The 23585-nt window shown below is 40.8% G+C and carries 23 protein-coding genes; 14 read left to right on the top strand and 9 right to left on the bottom strand.

Features of this window, described 5'->3' with window-relative positions; all coding sequences use genetic code 11:
• Positions 1-85: 85 nt before the first annotated feature.
• From LPTSP_RS14940 to LPTSP_RS14905, 8 genes are read right to left on the bottom strand one after another with little or no spacing between them, the layout of a single operon-like run.
• On the bottom strand, positions 86-760 hold the full coding sequence (locus LPTSP_RS14940; protein WP_108929475.1) for a YfaP family protein: 675 nt from the start codon (positions 758-760) through the stop codon (positions 86-88).
• Positions 738-5357 carry an alpha-2-macroglobulin family protein gene (locus tag LPTSP_RS14935; RefSeq protein WP_108929474.1) on the bottom strand — a complete coding sequence of 1540 codons (4620 nt, stop codon included), beginning with the start codon at positions 5355-5357 and terminating at the stop codon, positions 738-740. The genes LPTSP_RS14940 and LPTSP_RS14935 overlap by 23 nt, the downstream gene beginning before the upstream one ends.
• A gap of 10 nt (positions 5358-5367) precedes the next feature.
• Entirely contained in the window at positions 5368-6309 is a 942-nt protein-coding gene (locus LPTSP_RS14930; protein ID WP_108929935.1) for a DUF1175 family protein, read from the bottom strand.
• Positions 6310-6332: 23 nt separating this feature from the next.
• Positions 6333-6824 (bottom strand): hypothetical protein, encoded by a 492-nt coding sequence (locus tag LPTSP_RS14925; RefSeq protein WP_108929473.1) that lies wholly within the window; start codon positions 6822-6824, stop codon positions 6333-6335.
• Positions 6824-7153, bottom strand: coding sequence for an LIC13255 family lipoprotein (locus LPTSP_RS14920; RefSeq protein ID WP_108929472.1), 330 nt, complete (start codon positions 7151-7153; stop codon positions 6824-6826). Before LPTSP_RS14920 ends, LPTSP_RS14925 begins: the two co-directional genes overlap by 1 nt.
• Positions 7143-7709, bottom strand: coding sequence for an LEA/WHy family protein (locus tag LPTSP_RS14915; protein ID WP_108929934.1), 567 nt, complete (start codon positions 7707-7709; stop codon positions 7143-7145). Before LPTSP_RS14915 ends, LPTSP_RS14920 begins: the two co-directional genes overlap by 11 nt.
• Positions 7709-8737: a zinc-binding dehydrogenase gene (locus LPTSP_RS14910; protein ID WP_108929471.1), complete on the bottom strand. Its 1029-nt coding sequence runs from the start codon at positions 8735-8737 to the stop codon at positions 7709-7711. The genes LPTSP_RS14915 and LPTSP_RS14910 overlap by 1 nt, the downstream gene beginning before the upstream one ends.
• Positions 8738-8749: 12 nt before the next feature.
• Positions 8750-9070, bottom strand: coding sequence for a (2Fe-2S) ferredoxin domain-containing protein (locus tag LPTSP_RS14905; protein ID WP_108929470.1), 321 nt, complete (start codon positions 9068-9070; stop codon positions 8750-8752).
• A gap of 163 nt (positions 9071-9233) precedes the next feature.
• Between LPTSP_RS14905 and LPTSP_RS14900 the strand changes: the two genes are divergently transcribed.
• Both LPTSP_RS14900 and LPTSP_RS14895 read left to right on the top strand, forming a co-directional pair.
• Positions 9234-9707, top strand: coding sequence for an LIC13259/LIC11441 family protein (locus LPTSP_RS14900; RefSeq protein ID WP_108929469.1), 474 nt, complete (start codon positions 9234-9236; stop codon positions 9705-9707).
• Entirely contained in the window at positions 9691-10695 is a 1005-nt protein-coding gene (locus tag LPTSP_RS14895; RefSeq protein WP_108929468.1) for a hypothetical protein, read from the top strand. Before LPTSP_RS14900 ends, LPTSP_RS14895 begins: the two co-directional genes overlap by 17 nt.
• 36 nt (positions 10696-10731) lie before the next feature.
• On the opposite strand, the gene purF is transcribed toward LPTSP_RS14895, so the two are convergent.
• Positions 10732-12198 carry an amidophosphoribosyltransferase gene (gene purF, locus LPTSP_RS14890; RefSeq protein ID WP_108929467.1) on the bottom strand — a complete coding sequence of 489 codons (1467 nt, stop codon included), beginning with the start codon at positions 12196-12198 and terminating at the stop codon, positions 10732-10734.
• Between the two features lie 40 nt (positions 12199-12238).
• Between purF and LPTSP_RS14885 the strand changes: the two genes are divergently transcribed.
• From LPTSP_RS14885 to LPTSP_RS14830, 12 genes are all read left to right on the top strand, one after another.
• Positions 12239-13408, top strand: coding sequence for a ribonuclease D (locus LPTSP_RS14885; protein ID WP_108929466.1), 1170 nt, complete (start codon positions 12239-12241; stop codon positions 13406-13408).
• A complete protein-coding gene (locus LPTSP_RS14880; protein WP_108929465.1) occupies positions 13401-14045 on the top strand; it encodes an NUDIX hydrolase in 645 nt (214 codons plus the stop codon). Before LPTSP_RS14885 ends, LPTSP_RS14880 begins: the two co-directional genes overlap by 8 nt.
• A 240-nt stretch (positions 14046-14285) precedes the next feature.
• The gene (locus LPTSP_RS19125; protein ID WP_020769516.1) at positions 14286-14462 is read left to right on the top strand and encodes an LIMLP_16695 family PerRB-regulated protein; all 177 of its coding nucleotides are present in this window, start codon (positions 14286-14288) and stop codon (positions 14460-14462) included.
• Positions 14459-14851: a hypothetical protein gene (locus LPTSP_RS14875; RefSeq protein WP_108929464.1), complete on the top strand. Its 393-nt coding sequence runs from the start codon at positions 14459-14461 to the stop codon at positions 14849-14851. Before LPTSP_RS19125 ends, LPTSP_RS14875 begins: the two co-directional genes overlap by 4 nt.
• 53 nt (positions 14852-14904) lie before the next feature.
• On the top strand, positions 14905-15492 hold the full coding sequence (locus LPTSP_RS14870; RefSeq protein WP_108929463.1) for an RNA polymerase sigma factor: 588 nt from the start codon (positions 14905-14907) through the stop codon (positions 15490-15492).
• A complete protein-coding gene (locus LPTSP_RS14865; RefSeq protein ID WP_108929462.1) occupies positions 15473-15841 on the top strand; it encodes a hypothetical protein in 369 nt (122 codons plus the stop codon). Before LPTSP_RS14870 ends, LPTSP_RS14865 begins: the two co-directional genes overlap by 20 nt.
• Positions 15838-16251, top strand: a complete 414-nt coding sequence (locus tag LPTSP_RS14860) for a hypothetical protein (protein WP_108929461.1) — start codon at positions 15838-15840, stop codon at positions 16249-16251. The genes LPTSP_RS14865 and LPTSP_RS14860 overlap by 4 nt, the downstream gene beginning before the upstream one ends.
• Before the next feature lie 239 nt (positions 16252-16490).
• Complete coding sequence (locus LPTSP_RS14850; RefSeq protein WP_008590830.1) at positions 16491-17195, top strand: response regulator; 705 nt, start codon at positions 16491-16493, stop codon at positions 17193-17195.
• The gene (locus LPTSP_RS14845; protein WP_108929459.1) at positions 17185-18576 is read left to right on the top strand and encodes a HAMP domain-containing sensor histidine kinase; all 1392 of its coding nucleotides are present in this window, start codon (positions 17185-17187) and stop codon (positions 18574-18576) included. The genes LPTSP_RS14850 and LPTSP_RS14845 overlap by 11 nt, the downstream gene beginning before the upstream one ends.
• A 127-nt stretch (positions 18577-18703) precedes the next feature.
• The gene (argJ, locus tag LPTSP_RS14840; protein ID WP_108929458.1) at positions 18704-19855 is read left to right on the top strand and encodes a bifunctional glutamate N-acetyltransferase/amino-acid acetyltransferase ArgJ; all 1152 of its coding nucleotides are present in this window, start codon (positions 18704-18706) and stop codon (positions 19853-19855) included.
• Positions 19856-19886: 31 nt separating this feature from the next.
• Positions 19887-21137 carry a hypothetical protein gene (locus tag LPTSP_RS14835; RefSeq protein ID WP_108929457.1) on the top strand — a complete coding sequence of 417 codons (1251 nt, stop codon included), beginning with the start codon at positions 19887-19889 and terminating at the stop codon, positions 21135-21137.
• Entirely contained in the window at positions 21134-23494 is a 2361-nt protein-coding gene (locus LPTSP_RS14830; RefSeq protein WP_108929456.1) for a PP2C family protein-serine/threonine phosphatase, read from the top strand. The genes LPTSP_RS14835 and LPTSP_RS14830 overlap by 4 nt, the downstream gene beginning before the upstream one ends.
• Positions 23495-23585: the final 91 nt, after the last annotated feature.

Raw genomic sequence — 23585 nt, 5'->3', positions numbered from 1 at the left:
TATCACAACGAAAGAAGCCAGAAAACGAATTCCTAGGCTTCCATTCGATTTTCCAAAAGAATTATTCTGGCGGGAAAGAAACATCTTAAGATTCCGGATCTATCTCAAAATTCGCGATATGATATACTTGTTGGGAACGTGTCATCACGAACTGAAATTGTTTTCTTCTTTCGTTCGGTTTTCCTTCGTTCAAGACCACGTAAACGTTCACTCTGGTGACTGGCTTATCGTAAGAACCATAATACTGAACCTGAATGGAATAATTCCCAGGCAACGCCTTGGACATGGTAAACGTTTCCGGACCATATCCATCCACCACGTCCACATCCAAATTCCCTCCAGTCTTAGTGGAGCGATTTGCATAAAAACATTTTTCTCCGGTAGGATCTAAAACCCACAGGTCCACATCAGTGGCAGTATCCCAAGTAAGGACTACTTTGATATCCCGAGGAGGAACAGCGGCAAAGAAGGAAACTCTATCGCTTGCATTGCCTGCTTTGACTTCTATCAAGTTCGTTCCAGGGGCGACCACAGTGCTTAAGGAAAATTTCCCGTCCTGTAGACGGATCATCTGAGGAATTCCGTTAATTACGATAGTTGCCTTTTCAAGATTTCCGCTCACGGAACCGGAAACAGTTTGGATCCTTTCGGTTGTAAATCCTCCATGAGGAGAATCTATGGTCACAGTTTCCGCAAAAGCGGCAGATCCAAAAAGTAAAACAGCACTTAAGAGTAAATTATTGACCAACGTTGATTTCATCGTCTGAACTTGCTCCTGTTACTTCTGAATAATACATTAAGGAAGCTCTGGCAGGAATTACCTTATACTTCCCCCCTACCTCTGCTCTGATAAAATACCTAACCTTGAATTCTTTTGTAGGACCTCCTACAAAGAATACGGCTCTATCGTCGTAAATCTGGCGACTTAGATATTCCATCTTCAGATCGCCTGCATAATACTCCGCATCCCTTTGCAAGAAAGAGAATCCAGGCAATAGAGAATCTTCCACCTGATAATATGAATCTGCATCTCCTTCTTTCTGGACCGAAACTTCTACCATTACCAGATCGCCCGGTTGGAAAGTTTTAGACTCCACAGGAGTGATATCATTCGAATCCACTTTTAGTTTATAGTAGGTCCTTTTTACTTTGATACCATTGGAATAAGCTTGGATCTTTTTACTTCGATCCATGTAGTATAAGGAAGCAGTTGCATAAAGTACAGGCCCATCCTTCTTCAAAACTTCTACCTTGTTCGGTCCGGAGCGTATCAATTCGGAAGGGACCGGGATCTTATACAATTCTCCTTGCTCCGACTTAGGAGGAAGAGTTACGGTTTTCAAACTGGTCCCGTTCAATACGATCTCTACATTGGCGGGAGTTTCCGATTCACGGATAGAAGCCAAAAACTCAGACAACGCCAAAACAGCAGCAGACGTATCTCTCGAGTTATTCCAAGCCAGCTCGATACGATTCGATAAAAGAGAAGAGGCAAGATTTGCAAGAATGACCTTATCTTCTCCCAATCGAACTCCTGCACTCAAAAGCGCGGAAATAGTTTCTATTCTATCTTCTTCCCAGCGAGGATTTTTACCGTAAGAAGTGAGCTTGAAGAATGGCTTTTTACCGAATCCACTAGTCTCCACTCCTTTTTTAAACCAGGTAGAAGCTTCCGCCTTCTTACCTTTATTAGCTAAAGTTAATGCAAGCAGAGCCTGTCCATATTGGTTTAGCTTGGCGGAAGATTTAAGCAGTCCATCCACGATAGAATCTTCAAGATTTCCACCTTCACTTAAGGAGAAGATGATATATGCTTTAGCATTCGGAGAAAGGTTGCCTTTAGCCAAAACATCGTAAAGATAAGCTCTGGTTCTATTTAATACCGGAGCAGGGACCTTGGTTCCGTTCTTCTGACTGACCGCTAATCCTCTATAAACATAGGCAGACATTAGAACATCACTTTCTACTCCGCCTTCAAACCAACCGAATCCCCCATCCGTACGTTGGAGCTCCGACACTCGTTTCAATCCCACATCGATCATCTTAGGAAGTTCTTTCCTAAGTCTTTCGTTGATGAAACCGGCTTTCTGAGCGGATAAAAGAGGATAAAACCTACTCATAGTTTGTTCCACACAACCGTAAGGATAATCTGCAAGATAATCCAAAGACTGCCTTAGAGCAGGCAAAGAAGCAGGACTGAGCCTGACCTCCAAACGAGGATCTCCTAATTCTTTAGGTGCCTCTAAATTTAGAACTCCTGAATGTTCTCCTTCTTCCATTCCCAAACTATCCGAAATGGTTTTAGGCAATCCCCAAGTCTTGAGCGGGATTTCAGACTTAAGCAAGTCCTGGTAGCCGGAAGCCGCCGCAAGAATACTGATTTTAGCGGATTTGATCTTAGGATCTGCAAGAGTCTGCACATCGAAATGGAGAGATTGGTTTTGACCTGGCTCTAAATTGATCGTAGTTTCCGAGTTTCCTAAAATTTTTGCGCCTTCCGCTTTTACGGTAACCTTGATGGGAAGTTTGCTCGGAGATTGGTTAGAAATCGTAGCGGAAACTTTTTGGGTTTCTCCCTTGATGATGAATCGTGGCATTCCACCTAAGATCATCAGATCTTTTTTAGTAACAAAACTGGTTTGGCCTCTTCCTACTTTAGTGTCCGGGGTGATAGCGATCGCAGTCACTCTCCAAGAAGTTAAATTGTCCGGAAGGTTAAAACTAACTGTAGCGGTTCCATCCGGACCTGTTTTTACTTTTGCATTCCAATAACTTGTATCCTTAAAACGATCTCGTGCCTGGTCCTCGTTTTTCATTGCAGAATAAACCGAGTCTCCCTTTTTACCCAAGGCCAGTTTTAATCTTTTGTTCTCAGAATATCCGAAAAACTTATAGGCGGATGCCAAAGTGGTTTGCACGTTATTTCTTCTTGGATGATAGAAGAATGTTCCAATATTAGGGGTCTTCTCCTCTTTGATCTGATAAATAGCCTCATCGACTATTGCAAGAGAAACTTCTGCAGAAACTCCGTTCCCGCCAAGACCGGTAGTTTTCAAACGGATCTCCGCTTTATCACCAGGACGATATACCTTACGGCCTGGCTCTAAAGCCACTTTCAGGAACTTCTGCTCCGGAGGAGCGACCACTCTTACTTGGCTTTTATAAACGTCGTTCCCCGAAAATTGGACCGCAGATAATGTAAAGTTCGGACTCATTTCCGCAGTGATGGGAACCGCATATTTCAAAGCGTTCCCTTTCATCTTCACCACTTCTTTTTTGAAGATCCGGTTTCCTTCTAAGGTCAGAACCATATGCCCGTTGGAAACAGGACTTAAGACTAAAATTTCCGCGGTGTCTCCTACGGAATAAATATCCTTACCAGGTTTAAGAGTGATATCCTTGAAAGGAATTTCGATAGAATCGGAAACGGAAGAAGCCCAGAAGAATGTCTCCGACTTTGTCAGATTTCCGTTCGGGTCCTTGGTCTCCGCGACTAAAACAAATTGTCCTCTTTTAGGGATCGTGAAAGAAGCTGTTCCGACACCTGAAGCAGAAGTCATCACAGACAAGGAAGAAATTTTAGAACGATTTGCTTCTCTTACAAATTGGATGTCTCGATTGTAGAGAATTAGATCCACATTTCTATTTCCCACCATCTTTTGGCGTTCTACTTCGCTCAAAGTTTTATCATAAGCGATCAAACTTACTGTCAACTTTGCTTCTCTTCCGGGCTCGTATACAGAGTTGTCCTTAGAGATCCTAACGAAGAAAGCGCTTCGATTTACAGAGAAGGAAGCAGATCCATCCAAGGTCATGTCCTCGGATTGAACGGAAGCTATAATCGTATAAACAGAATCCGCATCCGATTTATCCGGTTTAAAGTTGATAGAATATTGTCCTTTCGAGTCTAACTTTCCTTTTCCATCCAAAACCAATTCTTGTTTATCACTTTGTCCGGACTGTTCCAGATAATCGGAAGAAGCATCGAAGTTGATCGTTCCCACCGGAGAATAATCGAATTTAGGTCTTCGAAATACTCTATAAGCAACCTCTTGCCCTGCTACAGGTTGCCCGTAATAATATCTGGCTTTTACAAGAGCGTTTACTTCTTCCCTTTGTAAATAATTGGATTTAGGGACGGATACCGACACCAAGAAGGTCGGTTTTTTATAAGCCTCTACCGCAAATTCGGTTTGGAAAGTTTTATCACGGAAATTTAATATAAGAGAATAATTCCCGAGAGTGGCATTCGCCGATTCAGGGACCACAAACTCTCCCGAAAAAGTCCCATTGTCTCCGGAGATATTGATCGGAACGCTTGGAATGGAAGTTTCACCCTGCTCGCTTGCAACCGCAATTACACCGGCGCCTGAAATAGTTCTATAGTCGTCTTGAGAGAAGTTTCGAACAATTCCCTTGAAGTAAACAGTGTCTCCCGGTCTATACACAGGGCGATCCGTATAAATATAAGCTCTTGGTCCACCTTCTCCATAAAAGGAACTGGAATAAAATTCGGGATCGGAAACCGAATATTCTCCATTCTTATGAGCGAGGACCAATCCTTTTACAGGACTTCTTCCCTTATAAAAATAAGTTCCGTCTGAGCTTGTTTTTCCCGTTTGGAATGCTTGGCCATTTTCCAAATTAAAAAGAGTGAGGTCCACATCGGAAACAGGTTCACCGCTATCCTTGCGGCCCACATATACGAATGTCTCTGCATCCGATTGTTTTACTAAAAAATTCAGACCGGATTTGATCAGAATCGTATAAGCGAGCTGAGATCCGGAAACACCTTCCACAAGATAAACACCGTTGTCTCGGATCGGAACTGGGATCCGGCGATATGCCCAAAAGGAAGTAACCGTTGGAATGGAGAAGGTAGCGACCAATTCTTGGTCTTTTAAAATAGCGGGGATCGCGAGAGTTTTTTGCTCAGTAGGTTGTTCATAATCGATTCCTAATGTTTTTTTCAGCTCGGATCTTGTCTTGGAATTGAATTCTTTTCTGGCAACTTTACGGAAATCGTTTCTGAATTTATCTACAGTTCTTGTAAAAAGTGCGATCGGGTTTCCAAAGACTCCGTCATTATTCTCTTGGACCAATCTTTCTTTTACTTTTTTGGTCAAGAATGCTTGTGGATCTGCGATCTTATACACTCTGAATTCGTAATTTACCGTTCCGTTCCCTTCCAGATTCACATAAGCGTTTTCGCCCGAGCCGAAACTTCTGTCCGTTCCCAGATAGAACGCAGCGGAACCGAACAAATTCGGTTTCACATAAAATAATCCTAATGCAGAGATCAAAATTGCGAGAAAAGAGAATATTATCTTTTTACGATCCGATACGCGAGTTCTCATTCTGAAATTCCTATTCTAAAATCCGAAATCTATAAACCCCAAGAAAATTTCGGTTATTCTTTTCCGGGGAAAACAACACACTTCTTTCCAATTCTTTTGCTCGGATCAATTTGATGCCTCGGTCCGAGCCTGTATGATATAAAAGTTGGGGATTATTAGTCTCTCCCTCTACAAGGATCATAGAATGGAAATTTGTCCCGACTCCACGATCAGATCTGAAAAAGAGAATATCTCCCGCTAGCCCCGACTCCAACTCTTTGGAAACAAAGGAAGTATGGAACTTTTCCAGACTTTCTGCGTCCGCAAATTCTCCGAATTTGCCCTCTCCGATCCGGAACAGATTTTTACCAATATAGGGTATATCCGGGTAATTAAATTCCCGGACATCCGGTAAATTTTTATCCAATAAGATCCCGGTTCGAGTTTGCCAATCCTGAGTATGAGTCTTTAAAGACTCCTTATATGCGAAACGGATCAATCCGCTGCAATCTCTTTCCTTCAGGTTCCAGGAGGAATTCTCCTTTAAATATTGTGACAAAGAGATCCTGACAAACCAATCCCTAAATGATTGGCGATCCGATTCAGTTCTAAGTTCTGCAGAATCAGGAAATCCATCCTGGTCAAAATCCCCATCTCGGCTAAAAAGTGAAATCTCAATCGTTTTGCCTTTTTGAGTTCGTATCTTAATGTTTGTAGGGACCTTCCCCGCTTGCACACGTAAGATCTCTTCTCTGCCGTTTTTTTCTTTCGAGAGAAATTTGAGTAATTCAGGATCTATCTCTTCCCAAATGAAATTGTCTTTTGTGCCTAGGATCGGATTTGAAATTTTTAAAACGGCAACCGATTTCCCGTCTGCAGGCATTCTTAATTCGGTCGGATCCAAGACGGATTCGAAATAAGAATTACAATGGAGTAAAGCGAATATTAGAAAATAAGAAATCCGAAACTTCAAAGTAGAACCTAAATCAGAGAAGTTCAATAACCCAAAGCTTTTCTGATCTTTTCCGGAATATCCTCGAATTTAGGATACTTATGTTTTTTGCCGTCTGGAAAGATCACATAGTAGGTTCCGTTCAAAACTTCCATATAATAATTTCCCTTCTTCTTTTGTCCTATGGAAGATTTATCCATCTCCTTGACCATTGCTTGGTATCTAGGGGGAAGAGCCTGCCAAGAACCATAAACCTGGATCTCTCCTGCATGATTCACAGTATACATACCGTTTTCGTGCATGATCTTGATCCCGTTATAATCGAAAACTTCTAGAACATTTACTTTAGGTTCTTTCTTCTTGGGTTTTTCGTTCGGATCGAAACTTATAGGTTCTTCAGAAGGAATATCGTAGCGAACTACCGATTTGGAATCGTGTCTTCTGTTTCTGGTGAGAAGTATATAAAGATAGGAAAGGCCGGACAAAGCCAGCGCAGCAAAGATCAGAAAATCAAAATGTCTGGCTATCCATCCCATCACTTCAATCTAAACTCGATGGCCTTACATGCAAACGGAACCGGATCTCCTGCCTGTGTCCAAAAGCTACATTTTTCGAAAGCGACTGAGGCAACACAATTGTCCACATCCTTCTTCCTTTGTTTTCCGGGAACCAAAGAGGTGATCTGTCTACTCGATCCGCATTCTGCGTCTTTTGCGGCGTAAGCTACCATGATCTTAGTGCCCGCTTCTCCAAAAGTATAAAAATCGTCGTCTACATCTGAACAATTCGATAAACCGAATAGTACAATTGTAAGAAGGATCAGACTTTTGCAGACAGTTCCAAAACTTAAAAAGTTAAATTTCATACTCCGGCTTCTTAGGTAATAATCGTATTTTTTCATCCAAAGGAAGATCTACTTCTCCTAAAACGGTTTTGTATCTCACGCTTCCTTTCATTCTTAAATTCGGATCTTTTCCAGCGACTAGGTTCGTGACTACTAAAATTCCAAGTAATAGTTTATCCTGGTTCTCTCTCTTTTCAAAGCTTGTTTCTATCCTGAGTTGGATCACCGTTTTGGAAAAAGCTGGGACTTCTGTTTCTTCATCCGAAATGACCCTGGCTAATTCGGCTTCTTTTCCATCAGTGCCTGAGGTAATTACACCAAGATCGAACTTATAAATTTTAACAGAAGAATCGTTCGGATTCTCTATCTCCAATTTAGAAGTCATTACTATCTTTGGAGAAGGTGGAAAAGGTAGAATTTCTACCCTTTCCGTTTTGGTTTCTAAAATCTTAAACTTACAAGCCTGTAACTTTTTTACATTCTCCCTTAGGTCCAAGCAGGAGCTGAAAAGAATTCCGACTCCTAAAACTAGAACCCAAGGTCGAAACATTCTACTCTTTCTGGATGGAGTCCCCATCAAAGCTCCCATCCGTTAGAAATAAGGACCTTTCCTCTGGTCATATTATTTGCGTATTCTTGGATCGCTTTATCCGCTTCTTTCAGTGGATACTTAGCTGCGATCTGTGTTTGGAATTCTTTTCCTAAAAGGGAACGGATCTCTGAGGTAATCTTCCAGATTTTGAAAGGGTTTTGTTTCGGCATCCAGGAAGAAAGCCAATAACCTTCTATCTTTTTGTCTTGGAAGATCCCAAGTCCTGCATGATAAGAAATAGGCTCTTCCGATAATGCACCGTAAACCACACATTTACTTCCGTAAGGCATAGCTGCTAACGCTTTTCCTGTGATCTCTCCTGCAACTGCATCCAACAAAATAGTAGCATTCAGCTTGTTCGAAAGAACCCTAAGTTCCCGATCAAAATTCGGAGAGCTGGAATCCAATACATGTTCTGCGCCTAAAGATTTGAGAAGATCGACTTGCTCTTTTCTTCTTACCACATGGATGCCTGGAATTCCTTTTTTAACGGAAAGTCTTAATAACATTTTTCCCAAAGCGGAAGCCGCAGCAGTTTGAACATATGCTTTATGTTTTTCTCGGATCACTTGGTCCAACAATGCCCAAGCAGTGATAGGATTTACGAATAGACAAGCTCCTTGTTCCAAGCTCACATCTTTTCCTAAAGTAAAACAAGAATAAGCGTCAGTGATCATGTATTCCGCATAAGGCCCGTCACCTTTATTCGGAGCAACACATGCAACCGGTTTACCTACTAGAGAATTTGCTCTCCAGCCACCACCGCTTGCAATCACCAAACCGCTTCCCTCAAAACCGGGAACGACTGGAAGTTTTTTCTTAATTCCATACAAACCTCTCATGAACATGAGATCGGATGGATTGATGGAACCTGAATGTACCTTGAGCAACACCTCACCTTTCTTTAAAGGTTTGAGTTCTTTTTCTACGATTTTTGCTCTTCCAGGTTCGTTGCTATATTCTTTCAATTCGTATGCGAGATACGATTTTGGTATTTCGAATTTTTTTGCCATTTGATTACCCTCTCACTCTTCGTCCTTTAACATAAGATGCCGGATCGCTTCCGGTTTATTTTCTAGTATATGATTTTGTATAAATACTTCTGCGTCTTCTTGTGTCTTGATCGAGAACCAAAGACCTTCCGGATAAGAAACCTGCACAGGGCCCAACTCACAACGATCCAAACATCCGGACTTTTGGATACGGATCTTACCTTTTAATCCGAGTTCTTGTATTCTCTTTTTCATATAGGCGAGTAATTGAGGAGATCCTTTCGGACCACAAGAAGGCCTTTCTCCTTCCGCTCTGACATTCTCACAGACAAAAACATGCTTATCAAAATACATTAGAGCCTTGCCTTTACTCCTAATTTCCTATATAGGCAAAAGCTTTGAACCCATTTTTTCGAAGAATAGTTTGAAGCTCTAACGGTTGCCAGAACCTAAAAAAGATTTTTTTATGGTCTTAAAGGCTCGATTCCCGAGTATTTATTCATATTTGGAGAATAGGATGAAACGATCCGTACTGCTAATTTTATTATCTTCATTATTACTTTCCCTTTCCTTCTGCAAAAAAGAAGAGAAGCCGGTATTAGAGACAGAAAAACCTCTCTTCGAAAAAGTTTTGTCGGAAAACGATAAGATAATTCGACTTCTCTTAACAACTGAAGATGTTTCTCCTGATGTAAGCGGACTAATTTCTTCCTTAAATTCTTTGGCAGAAGCAAAAGGTGGCTTGGAATCTTCCGCACTAGAAATGAAGAATGTATTGGAAGGGGCAAAATCTTCGGATGTGAAAATATCCTTTGAGGCCTATTCTAAGTTTAGCGAAGTTTTAGCGAATACTATGAAAATCCATAGACTACAGTCTGAAAGAAACCGTTTTTATTGTCCAATGGTCAAAAAGACATGGGTGTTTTCCGGTATAAAAATCCTAAATCCTTACGCCCCGGATATGCGTGACTGCGGTGATCTTATTCCCTGAAAACAAAAGACAAAAAGAAAGAACCTGTCTAGCGGGAGTCTCCGAGTCCAAACCCTGTCCCGGCAATTGTAGGGATTTTTACAGGGAATCTAATTGGAATGACTCCGGTGAACAGGCTTGCTTTGCCTTCGAGAAATTAGAAAAGTTTTTAGAAGGAGTCAGTTCATTTTCAGTTGGTGCCACTGCGTTCCAGCAAGCTCCCGCAGATATCTTAGAAAACTTTTCCACCAGATCCGAAATCGGTTTTGATCTGGTCCGATACTTTCTTTCTATCTCTTCTCCTGACCAAGTCATGTCTACAATCTTGGAAATGGACGATTCTTTACTCTATAGGATCGTAAAGGAAGACTTTAAAATATTCCAAAAACTTAAAAAAGAGAAGAAGATCTTCGGAACTGAAACTAACTTCTTAGATTCCAAGGCGGCTCAATTCTGGAACGGACTTCCTCCTGAAAGGATTTCTAAATTTATATTATTCTGTCTTCGAACTAAAAAAGATAATATATTCGCATCCCGATTTTTAGGACTCATGCCTATCGAAACACTTCTTATGCTTGGGGAATCATTAGGATTAAGCAAAGAAGAAGAAGTAGAACTCTATAAAGGACTAGAAGATTCCTTATACGAATTCCCGATCCGATTTCCTACGATCTATCCTCATTTGCTGGAATTATTTTCAGAAGATCCGGAGATCAATATAATACTCTCCACAATGGAAGGACTTGTAGAAAGAAAAGAATCCCTATTAAGAGCAAGGGAAGAAGTCCTCAAAATCATAGAAGAATCCCACAAAAAGAACTCTCACCAAGAAGTATTAAATTATCTGAATACTTTAGATAAGGACGCGGCCTTGGAAATTTTAGGTATGTTAGAAGAACAGAGCCATATAGGATTTTCGGAAAAAAGCCTATTATCCGCTTACATCAAGGGAGAAGAGTCCGACTTTATCACCTTCGGAAGAAGGCCGCAAGTTTTTAGAGTGAAATAAAGATCTAAAGAGATACCCGCAATTGAGCGGAAACTTTTAGACCCTTTCTTCTACCTCGTATTCCTTGAATAAACTCTTTTGATTTCCCATATCGCTTTGGAATTCCACTGGATAATCCGAAGTGAAACAAGCGTTGCAAAAACCTCCGCCCCTATGTTCACTAACCGCTTTGTGCATAGAATCCACTGAAAGATAAGCAATGGAATCAACTCTCAGATACTTTCGGATCTCTTCGATTGTATGAGTAGCAGCGATCAGTTCTTTATGGGTCGGAATATCTATACCGTAATAACAAGGGGAAACTGTAGGAGGAGCCGAAACTCTTAAGTGGATCTCGGTAGCGCCGGCATTTCGGATCATCTTAATGATCTTACGGCTAGTGGTCCCTCTCATGATGGAATCGTCCACGATCACAACACGTTTTCCATCTACTACATTCTTCACTACATTGTATTTGATCTTAGCACCGAAATCTCGGATCTTTTGGTCCGGTTCGATGAAAGTCCTACCCACGTAGTGAGAACGGATAAGTCCAGATTGGAAAGGAATTCCGGAAGCTTCCGAATATCCTAAAGCTGCGATATTTGCTGAATCCGGAACAGGGATCACAACGTCCGCTTCTACTGGAAGTTCTTGAGCAAGTTGGTTCCCAAGTGCTTTGCGGACCTTATACACCGATTCGCCAAAAATATTCGAATCAGGTCTTGCAAAGTAAATGTATTCAAAAATACAAAGTGCCGGTTTTGCAGGAGGGAAAGGATAGAAGGAACGGGTTCCTGTCCTATCCACAACGATCATCTCACCAGGTTCCACATCTCTTTCGTAAGTGGTATCGGTAATATCGAATGCGCAAGTCTCGGACGCGAATACGATGGATCCGTCGTCCCTTCTTCCCATGACCAAAGGACGGAAACCGTTCGGGTCCCTCACGGCAATCAATTGGTTTTTTGTAAGAACAACTAGCGAATACGCTCCTCTTACTTTTTTCAGAGCAGAAGAAAGTGCAGAAAGTAAATCCGTCTCTCCGGAGCGGGCCATCAGGTGGACGATCACTTCCGAATCGATTGTAGTTTGGAAGATGGAACCTTCTTTTTCCAATTGGGAGCGAACTTCCCAGGAATTGACAAGGTTTCCGTTGTGAGCCAGAGCGATCGGCCCTAAATGGGACTCGACTCTGAGAGGTTGCGCGTTCCTTAAGAAGCTCGCACCAGTGGTAGAATAACGATTATGCCCGATGGCTGCGGTCCCGGTTAGCTCCCGGATCTTGCCTTCGGTAAAAATATTGGCTACTAATCCCATCCCGGCGTAACGGTAGAGATGTTCTCCATCGGAGGAAACGATCCCGCTCGATTCTTGGCCTCTGTGCTGCATAGAATACAGGCCGAGGTAAGTGAAATTGGCTGCCTCTTGAGAATTAAAAATCCCAAAGATAGCACATTCTTCTTTTGGTTTGTCATCTCGGACTAGGGTCCGTAGACTGGACGTATTGGGAATCGAACTCATGGTCCCCCTTCCGACGCTAGTCTCCCAGGTCGCCTTTTAGATGCAAATACAATCCGATTATATTGTCGTAGACAACGTCCGAAGCCTACAGTTGGCATTGATTACTCTCTCTCAATCCGATTGCCTCTCTATTGATACGGAATCCAGCGGTTATTACACCTACTATTCCAAAGTTTGTCTCATCCAAATATCCTCTAAGGGTAAAAATTATATCTTTGACCCTATTCGTTTGGACGATCTCTCGGGCTTGCGACCTCTATTCGAGAATCCCAGCATTTTAAAAATATTTCATTCCGCTTCGGACGATATCAAAGCTCTGAAAAGAGACTTCAGTTTCAAATTTATAAACATCGCAGATACGATGTTCAGCTCTCGTTTATTAGACTTAGAACAGAACTCTTTGTTGTATCTTGTGGAACATTACCACAAGGTCAAACTCTCCAAGAAGGAGCAAAAATCCAACTGGGAAAAGCGCCCTCTGGAAAAAAGTCAGCTCCAATACGCCGCTTTGGATACTGTTTATCTGGAATCCATTTGGGACAAAATGAGAGAAGAACTCGGAAAACGGAAATTGTTAGACGAAGCGCTTTCAGAGTTCGCAAAAATTGCGGAAGAAGAGCCTGAACCATTCGAAGGATTTTCCATCAATTTGGAAAAATTTCCCAATGTTCTAGAATTGGGTTCCGACGAAAGACGGGCACTTCATGATACTCTAGGCTTCCGAGACGAAAAAGCAAAAAAACTGAACAAGGCTCCTTTCCGAGTTTGGAACAACGATAAGGTTTTGGAATTAGTCAAGTCCCGGGGAGAATTGAATAAACTTATAGATATCGTAGGCAAAAAAGACGCTGAAAATCTGTACCAGGTTTATAAAAATCCAAGCGGTCCCCCTATCCAAAAGAATGACTTATTCAAAAGATCCATCGAGGATTTGTCGGGAGACGAAGCTGACAGATTCAAACGATTAAGGCAATGGAGAGAAACAGTTATGTCCATTCGCCGGATGGGTCACAATTTGATGCCGTCTAATAAGAATATCGCGGAGATTGCAAAAAGAAATCCTAAGTCCATCGAAGAGTTAAAAGAGATGGGTATCTTTTCTAACTGGAAAGTAGAAAATTACGGACCTTCTCTTCTGGCGGCAATCCAATCTAAACCGTACGAGACCACCTTGTCCGGTTTGATCCCGATCAAAAAGAAATTTGATTAGATTAGAATTAGATAAACTAAAAAAGGAGCTTCCCTTTCTACCAGAAGGAGAACCGAATTTGCCGGAGGATGTAGCACATTCTTCCGTGGTCATGCCGGTGTTCCAAAAGAACGGACAAGACGGATTCCTTCTCCAAAAAAGAAATCCGAACCTTGCTTCTCATCCGGGACAGATCTCCTTTCCAGGCGGAGTCAAAGATCTAGAAGATAAGGATCTATTACATACTGCTCTTAGAGAATGGGAAGAGGAGATGGGAGCTCCCAACAAAGAATTATCCGTGATCGGAAATTATAGAGGTCAGCTCACTCATACCGGATTTCATATAACTCCCTTCTTGGCCGAATATTCAGGAGATTTTAAATTCGAATTCAATCCGGAAGAAGTAGAAAGGGTTATCATACTCGAACTGGACAGACTCTGGGAAGCTCCGTTTTACAGTATCAAGGGAAGAAGGAAACCCGACTCACCTTTATTGGAAGTATTTTACTTCGATATAGACGAAGGACTTTTATGGGGAGCCACTGCAAGGATCATAGTGGACTTCTTAAGAGAACACGCTGGCTTTGATCGTTCTCCCATTTTAAGAACTCCTAACCTAAGTTCTGCGCCGTTCTTGGACGTGAAAAAGCCCGAATAGTTTCCGCATAATACGAAAGATCCAAGGTTTTAGTTTTTTCTTTCTTTGTATTTTTTTGTCTCATCTCCCAATTTTTCTTCTAACCCTTACGTCTCTAAAAAATGTAGTCCTACGAGGTTTTCCACTTTAGGGATTCCAAAAGTGGACCGAAATTATATACGACATAATTTAAAACCCTTTTTCGGGAGTTTTAAAGTTCGTATTCGAACTTCAAAAGGCATTTTACATAGGAGCATTCCAATGAGCAAATTTAAGGATCTTTTTAATTCCGACATCCGCACTAGTTATCTAAAAGAAAGCTGGAAAGAAGAGGACTGGTATGAGTCACTCGCCGGCAGACCTGGCATTGAACAAAAAATCCCTTACTTTAAGAAGGGAGAAACTTCTTCTTTAAAGGTGGCGGTTCTTAGCAGATGACCCCGGAAGAAAAGGAAGCACTCTTTCGCAGTCTGGAAGAGATCAGGATCGCCATCCAAGCAAGTCAACCTGGTGGAGAATACAAGGCTATCCTGTACAGTATTCCAATCGTAGGGATCATCTTCGGATGGTTATTACTATTCTTCCTATTCTTTTGGTGGTATCGTCAAAGAATGGCGATCATCAAAGCAGGCCTTTACCAAAAAGAAAAATTCGATCTACGTCTTTATTCCTTTTTCTTAGGACTGATCCTTACCTTCGTCGGTGTAGCTCTTTCCGTTACTTTCATTTTAGTATTAGGAAAATCTTTAGCGATGCTCGGAGGATTGGTGCCTCTCGGTACCGGTTTGGGTCTTCTCTGTTATTATAAGTGGTCCCCTAGAAAGTGAATCGGTCTTTCCTAAGTCCGATCCTTACCTAAAATAGGTTTATCATTACTCCCATGAAACCGGAAGAACCCATCCTATGCGATCCGGAAGACTGGGCCAATATCCAAAAAGTTCTAGCCGGAGATTTTGAATCGTTCGAACAACTCGTATTGAAATACGAAGCGATGGTTTATTCTCAGGCAAAAAAAGCATTCCGTAACGAAGCAGAAGCAGAGGATTTTACTCAGGATGTTTTTCTAAAAGCATTCGAAGGATTGTCCACATTTAGAGGAAAGTCCAAATTCTCCACTTGGGTCTTCTCCATTGCAAGAAATGAGATCATACGCAGATACCGAAAAGAACACCCTGAGATAGACGCTCCCATAGATACGTTATCTAGTGATAGACTGGGAGACAATTTCTCCTCCCAAGAATCCGAAGTCTTAGAAAAAGAAACCACGGAAAAGATCAGATCTCTGGTGGATAAGTTACCGGAACTATATCGAAAACCTATATCGTTACACTACTTTGAGAATATGTCCTATAAAGATATTTCCGAAAATTTAAACTTGAAAATGAACACTTTAAAGAGTTATATTTTTCGAGGGAAAGAAATCTTACGCGATTGGCTGAAAAAAGACGATGAGCACGGAAAAAGATAAACTACCCGACGAGTTGCGGGATCAATTGGATTTTTTTGTAAAACCTCCGGAAGGCAGGGTGAACGACGACGTACCTCCTATGCTTAAGAAAAAAGTAATGCTTCACTTGGTCCATCTGAGGCATATCCGGCTCATTCTGATCACTATCTTGATCTTGGCGTTCTCTCCTCTTACTGCACTTTTGTTTACGGATTGGAATTTTCTCTACCAGACTGGGCTTTTACATGCGATTCTAGCGACTAGCGGCTTTTTGTTCCTGCTTTTTACGGTTCTAATAGGGATTTATCTTGTGCAAAATAAGAGTCCTTATACCAAGGAATGGAAAAACAAGTTAGGATTCGACGAATGAAATATTTCAGTTTTGGGATCGCCTTATCTTTATTGCTTACATTCGGGAACCAAATCTCCGCACAAGATAAGCAGTCCGAGACCAAATTAACTGCAAAAGAATTCTTAGAAATGAAGTTAGACTCCGTCTTTCCTCTCATCCAAAACATGAGCAAAAAAGAAGCGGATGTTCTGATCACCCAGATCAGAGAAGAAGCCAGAAAATCCTGGGCCCAATCGGATAATTATTTTTTCTTAGTCGAACACCTGACCACAATCAAAGCTATCGAAGAAGAGCAAAGCAGACTAAAAGGTCTGCTTTGGGTCTATGTTCTGGGTTTGGCCTTATTTTCGGGATTCGTTCTTTATGTCCTCTTCCGCCAGAGAAAACTGATCAACGAGTTAAACGAAATTATTAAGGACCGGGACTGATCATAAATCCCGTCTAAAATATAACTCATAATGGAACATATTCCTTTTTGTTTACTGGTTGTCACAAGAATTCGCTCGGAATATTCTTTTTCCGGCGATTGTAATGTTTGTGTAAACCTTTTGTAACGGTTTTCTGACAATCTGAAGGGATGGAACCTATCCAAATCCAAGGATCCTCCACCCCGACGACTAACGATAAAAATCCTCCGAGGCGTAGGAGAAAGAGCTTCAGCGAATTTATGAAAAATGCTTCCGGCAGCCCAGGCCAAAAAATCCTCGTAGTAGATGATGAAGAGGATATCGCAGAACTGATCAAATTTCATTTAGAAGAGAACGGTTACCAAGTAGACACCTGCCAAAACGGTTTAGAGGTGCTTCCTAGGATCGAGAAAAATCTGCCCGACTTAGTGGTATTGGATCTAATGCTCCCTGGTATTGGGGGAATGGATCTATGTAAAAGGATCAAAGAAAAATATTCTCTACCAATCATTATGGTCACAGCAAAATCAGGAGAGACCGACGCAGTTTTAGGACTGGAGTTAGGTGCCGACGATTATGTTAGAAAGCCATTCTCCACCAGAGAACTGATCGCAAGAGTACGTTCCGTATTGAGAAGATCGGGAGAAGGAGAAGATGAGCAAGACCAAGAAGGAAACATCACAGTCGGCAAAATTTTTCTGAACCCAAAAGCTCATAAAGTATTTATCAATAACGAAGAGATCGACCTTACATTGATCGAATACAAAATACTCTATCTGTTTATGACCAATACAGGCGTTGCCTTTACCAGAGATAAACTTTTAGATAAGGTCTGGGGAAAGGATATTTACGTGACGGATCGAGCGGTAGATGTTAATATTAAAAGACTCCGTGACAAACTAGGAGAAGAGAAGGAGAGGTTGGAAACCATCCGCGGGATCGGTTACAGATTCAATGAGGCGTAGCTTATTTTCTAAACTACTCTTAAGTAACTGGCTTCTACTCGTTTTCCTTATGGCTGTCGCGGGGATCGTCCTCTTTTTAGAGGACTTGATCAACCCCGATCTAAAAATTCTTTTATTCTCCGCTTATATCTTACTGGCAATGTTCGGGACTTTTTATATGTCCTTCTCCATTGCCAGGAGTGTAACCCAAACGCTCAATCAGATCGAAATGAAAACGGGAGAGATCAACGCTGGAGATTTCGGCTCCGAGTTGAGTCTACCCGACATCCAAGAATTAGCCGATCTTGCAGTTTCCATCAATTTGATGTCCGGACGTTTAAAACACCAATTCGTGGATCTTACCATCGAAAAGGAAAAGTTCGACTCAGTATTACAAAATTTGAAAGAAGGTGTATTCTCCGTAGATCTGGAAGGCTCCATAGTTTTTCAAAACAGAAGTATCCCAGGCTCCTTAATAGAACCTAATTCAGGCTCCAGAAAGGTAGAAGACGCAGTCAAAGATCCAAGATTATTAGACTTCATCAAAAAGAACCTTTCCGGAAAGGGAGAACCAAAAACCGAACTGGATCTAAGCCAAAATTTTTACGCCATCAAAATGTATCCTCTCAGAACTAACGGAAATCTCTTGATGTTCATAGGAGTGATCCGAAACATCACAGAGGAAAAACAATCTTATCTGATACGGGAACAATTCGTGCAGAACGCTTCTCATGAATTAAAAACGCCTATCACTTCTATCAAAGGTTATACTGAGACATTACTCGGCCGCTTGCAGCTTTTGGAAGAAAGTCACGAGAAAAGATTTTTGGACGCGATCTCTCGCAACACAGATAGAATGGTACGTATCGTAGAAGACATGCTTACGATCACCAGGATAGAAAATCAAAGTGCAATCGCGCAACCTGAGGAATTTACTTTAAAGTCCTTGGTAGAAAATCTTTCCTTCACTGTAGATGGTGTTATTTCTCCTAAGGGGCAAAAGCTTGTAGTAGATATGGCTGTCCCACTTACTATCTCTGCGGACTGGGTTCTACTGGAGCATATGCTCTTAAATTTGATCTCGAATGCTTCTTCTTATTCTCCGGACGATAAAACGATCACTTTGAAGATCGCAAAAGTGGAACCTGATTCGGTAAATTTTCAGGTTATAGACCAAGGGATCGGGATCAAGGATGAGGATAAGGAAAGGATTTTTGAAAGATTCTTTAGAGTAGATAAGAACAGATCTAGAAAAGAAGGCGGAACCGGCTTAGGACTTTCTATCGTGAAACATATTGTTAGATTACATCACGGTTCCGTCAAAGTTTTCGATAATCCGGAAGGAGGGACTATTTTCTCCGTAACCCTTCCATTAGTGTATTCTGAAATTTCAGAAGTTTGAAATCCGAGCATTTGCTCGTAATACGCTTTTCCTAAAACCACCCCATAGCGAATATAGAGATTCTATATAAAAATCGGTGATGTAATCGCGTTACCGAGATCCCGGACCTTCCGGTCGAGGTTAGAGCATGGATTATCCTAAGGGTTTTTTTTCATTCGGCACAAATATAGGTATTAAAGACAAAACCAAAGATTTCGGAGTGATCTACTCCGAAAAACCCTGTAAAGCAGCTGCGGTATTTACTAAAAATAATTTTCCGGGCGCTCCAGTTATCGTAGGCAAAGAACATATACGAGACGGAGTTTTGCAAGCTGTAGTCATCAATTCTAAAAACTCGAATGTTGCTACAGGAGAAAAAGGGATCTCAAACTCCAGACAGATCTGCTCCGAGATCGCAAAGTCTCTTGGCATTTTGGAAACTTCTGTTCTGCCTTCTTCTACTGGAGTGATCGGAGTTCCTCTTCCAATGCAGGTTATACTTCCCGCCTGTGCCCAAGCAAAATCAAATTTAAAACCGGGTAACTTGGAAGAAGTGGCAGAAGCGATCATGACCACAGATACTCGCAGAAAAATTTCCGTTAGAAAGATCAAATCTTCTAATGGAGAAGCGGTTATCTTCGGTATGGCAAAGGGTGCGGGGATGATAGAGCCGAATATGGCGACTATGCTTTCTTATATTCTCACAGACGCCCAGGTAGAAGGAGAAGTTTATCCAATCTTAAAAGATTGCGTGGACTTAAGTTTTAATTGTATCACAATCGATTCGGATACTTCTACCTCCGATACCGTTGCTTTACTTAGTAATGGTCTTGCTGGTTCCGTAGATGCAAACGAATTCAAATCGGCACTTTTAGAAATATGTACCGATCTTGCCAAAGAAGTGGCGAGAGATGGAGAAGGTGCAACCAAATTGATCGAAGTCCGGGTAAAAAAATCAAAAGATGAGTCCCAGGCCAGAAAGATCGGAAAATCCATTTTGAATTCTCCATTGATCAAAACCGCAATTTATGGAGGAGATCCGAATTGGGGAAGATTGGTAATGGCAGTCGGTAAAGTTTTCGATGAACCTATCCCTTTTGACTCTTTGGAAATTTATTTCGGAGGACTTCCGGTCAAAGGTGCAGACTCTGAAACACTCAAAAAATTATCGGAGTATCTAAAAAAGAATTCCGAGATCTTCGTCGATGTGGTATTGAATACGGGAAACAAAGAGATGGTGTTCTGGGGATGCGACCTGACCGAAGGTTACGTGAAGGAAAACGCATACTACACAACCTAAGTTTGCCGAGTCCGTATCGAATCCCTGAAACGTGAAAACCTATTTTTCTGATCTACGACTTATCTCCTCGGTTATTACTATAGCCGTACGATTACTTTCCGTATTCGTGATCCTAGGTTTATATGAACTCAGTATTTATCTTCTTCCTAAAGAAATAGAATTTGTAAGTGAGATTGCGGTCCTTACTTGTTTGGTCTTCGGGGTTTTCGGGATATTACCTATCCAGGAAAAAATTTCAGGCTTCTTAAAGTCTACATTCGTTTCAGAATACTTAAGCGATGACCCTGGTTCTTCTAGACTCGCTCACAGAAGATTCGATTCGGAAGGATTGATCAAGAACGTATTTCCCGAGTTGGTAAGATTGACCAATAGCAATTTCGGGAAATTGGCTATTTTAAAGAATGATCTGGTCCATTACGAATTATATACTTATGCTCACAAAAAACAAAGAAAGGTAAACACATTCGAAGGGATCAATCCTAGAGCGGCGCTTCTTACTTATATCTTGAATAAAAGATCCGGAGCAATGATCGGAGAACCGGACCAAAATAAAATTATCAACGAAGATTTCGTAAGTTTAAGAGCGAATTTCATTCTTCCTTTCGTGTTCCGAGAAAAACTTTTCGGCTTTTTAGCTGTTTCTAATATTCCAAAAGACAATGTAAGACATGAACTTGGCTTCTTGGCCGGAAAATGTGCGTTAGCAGTTCATAATCAGATTTTATCTTCTCAAATTGCAGAAAATAAAAAATACAGAAAAGAATTGGAGAACGCAGGCAAGATCCGTAAGTTTTTGGAATCTCCTGAGCCTCCTATGGTAGGAGATATCAAAATTGATCTGCTATCGAGGGAACCTGGTGAACTTCTGGAATTTTTCCAAAGTCCTTCCGGAGATTTCTATTTTGTATTCTTACGCTTGAGTGTAACCAACGCAGTTTCTGTTTTAGCACTTTGTTATATATTGGGGACCTTATATTCTTCCAGACTGAACGGAGAATTAAAGAACATTCTTCAGATCAAATCGTTGGTCGAAGACAACTTAAAAGAAATCTCATGGACAGAACGATATGACCTCGCCGTAGGAATGGTACAGAAAGAGACAGGTAAGATCTCTCTTAGATTCATAGGGAAAAAATTTAAATTATTCGATGCTTCCAAACCTGATCGAAATTTAGCATCTATCGGCTGGGAAAATATAGAAACTCCCGGAAAAGATGCACTCTTCTTAACTTGGAATGATCGTAATATCATTTCTTTCCAACACTTGGGGATACAGCCGTGAGAAATATACTCATCGTATTTCTTTCCGTAATCCTATTCAGTTTGATCCTCTTCTCGGGATTATTGAATTCTTATTCTAAAGAAGCAAGATTTCCTTTTTATTTTTATCCAAACGGAAAAGTCGCGGTTTCCAGCGGATCTCATACAGATCTAGTCGGAATGAGAATAGACCTTATCGAATATGAGATCGTTCGAAAGCTCGGAGCTGATTACGGATTATCAGGACACCAATTTCATTTTTTTGCAAAAGAAGGTAGCGTAGTCAAAAGTCTTTCCTTAGATATGAGATCTTCATTCGAAGTACTGAAAGACTTCTTACCGGATATATTTTTATCTTTATTATACTTTTTAGTGGCGATCTGGTTTTTCTTTTATACGAGAGACTTATACATTTTCTTATTATTCGGATCCTTATCTTCCTTATTCTTATTTAACTTCTTCTTATTAGCGTTCCACGATTTCCTTTTTCCTTTTTTCTTCTTCTTATACTTCACTGGATTTTTGGTCTTAGACGTTTCCTTCAGATTGAGAGGGAAAGAGATCCCATCTAGATGGTTTGCGCCCCAGGTAATTTTTTCCTTAGTCGCAGGATTTGTAGGGCTTTCCCAGAAAGGAAATCCGGATCTATTCCAGTTCCTATCCATCAATGGAATTTACTTCAACGTATTCTCTGCCGGAATTTGTATCTTGCAGTTGGTATCTCATACATTTAGGAACAAGGGGACTTTTCAGGAAGTTTCCAAGAAGCTTAGTATAGTTTTAGCCTTCTTCTTAATTACGATCGTTCCGTTCTTAATGGCGGAATTAGGAACGACTAAAAGTTTCTTCATGATCCGTCCTTATTTGATGACGGCCCTGATCTTATTTCCGGTCCTGATCATATTCGGGACTTATACTTATTCGTTGGTCCCAGTCCAGATCGCTTTCAGTTCTTCCTTAACTTCTATTTATTCTATCTTGATCTTAACATTCGGATATTTGTTCGGTCTGGAGTTTTTTGTAAGATGGAATCCAGGATTTTTAGGAAAACATCAGAGAGAGTGGAATTTATTCTATGTAGTAGTCGCAGCCTACTTTTTAGGTTCTCTGAACAATAAATTGTATAAGTGGATAGATTATTGGAGTTTTAGAAATAATCCCAAACTTCACACTGCATTAGAAGAATTATCCGTAATGATAGGAGCTCCAATCTCTATGAGGGCCACGATCAATAACTTGATTCGTCGACTTGTAGACGCCCTGGAGGTGAAAAAGCTCCAAATACTCATCCCAGCGGATAAATTCTCCGGAACGGACCTTAGGAATATAAACTTCATCCGAATCCCTTACGGATCCGAAATTTGGACTTATTTCGCAGATCATACAGAAGTAACCATTACTTCTCACCTTGCTTATGGATTAGGGATCAGAGAGTCAGTATTTAAATTTTTAAACCAGATGGAAGTCCAACTAGCATATCCTTTATTCAATTTTGAAAAAGGAAAAGAGGTTATCGCAGTATTTTTAGTCGGAGAGAAGATCAATCGTAAGAATTTTACTCTAGGTGAGCTTAGATTTTTAAAAGAATGTACTAGATTAGCTTCCTTACTCATCCGAAACTACTCCCTATTAGTAGATGAAGTGGAGAAGAAAAGGATCGTTCGCGATCTAAATATGGCTGCGGTCTTAGATAAAACTCTTCATTTACCTGAGTTAGAGACCATAAAATCAGTTCAATTAGGCTATTTTACACTTCCTGCTGTCGGAATCTCAGGAGATTATCTAGATATTCTAAAACTTTCTCCTAAAAGGCAGTTATTATTCTTAGGAGATGTTTCCGGGCATGGACTTGGGTCAGGTTATCTAGTTTCTGCAGTGAGAGGAATTATTCGCCGACAGTTGGGCAATTCTTCTTCTCTTCCTGATATTTTTAGAACGATTAACTTATTTTTGATCGAGAGATATAGAGGAAGCGAGTTCATGACTTCCATCGCAGGGATATATAACGCTAGCGATGGAGCGTTCTCATTCGTAAATGCAGGTCACACTCCACCGATTTGTATTCGAAAGAATGGAAAAATAGAACTCAGAAACGAAACTCAAAGAGTTTTAGGCGTTCTACCAACGGATTATAGAATCTTAACTATTCATTTGAATCCAGGAGATAAATTAGTTTTGTTCACCGACGGAGTGACTGAAACGTTCGATGATAACGAAGAAATCTTCGGAGAAGAGAATCTTTTAAGAATATTATCCTTAAATCACGATAAAGATGCCCAATCATTAGCTGATCTTATCAAAAAAACGCTAGAAGAGTTTAGAAATTACAAAGAACCTAGCGATGATATCTCTTTTGTTTGTCTAGAAGTCTCCGAGTAAGTATCACTTAGTGTTAAATCAACTTCTTTAAATTTTTTTCCTAAAATTAATTAAAATACTTTACAATGAAAAGTAAATTGCTTAATTATGT

The organism is Leptospira johnsonii (assembly GCF_003112675.1).
GTDB lineage: Bacteria > Spirochaetota > Leptospiria > Leptospirales > Leptospiraceae > Leptospira_B > Leptospira_B johnsonii.
Note: the sequence above shows the minus strand (reverse complement) of the source record. Positions and strands in the feature narration are given on the sequence as shown.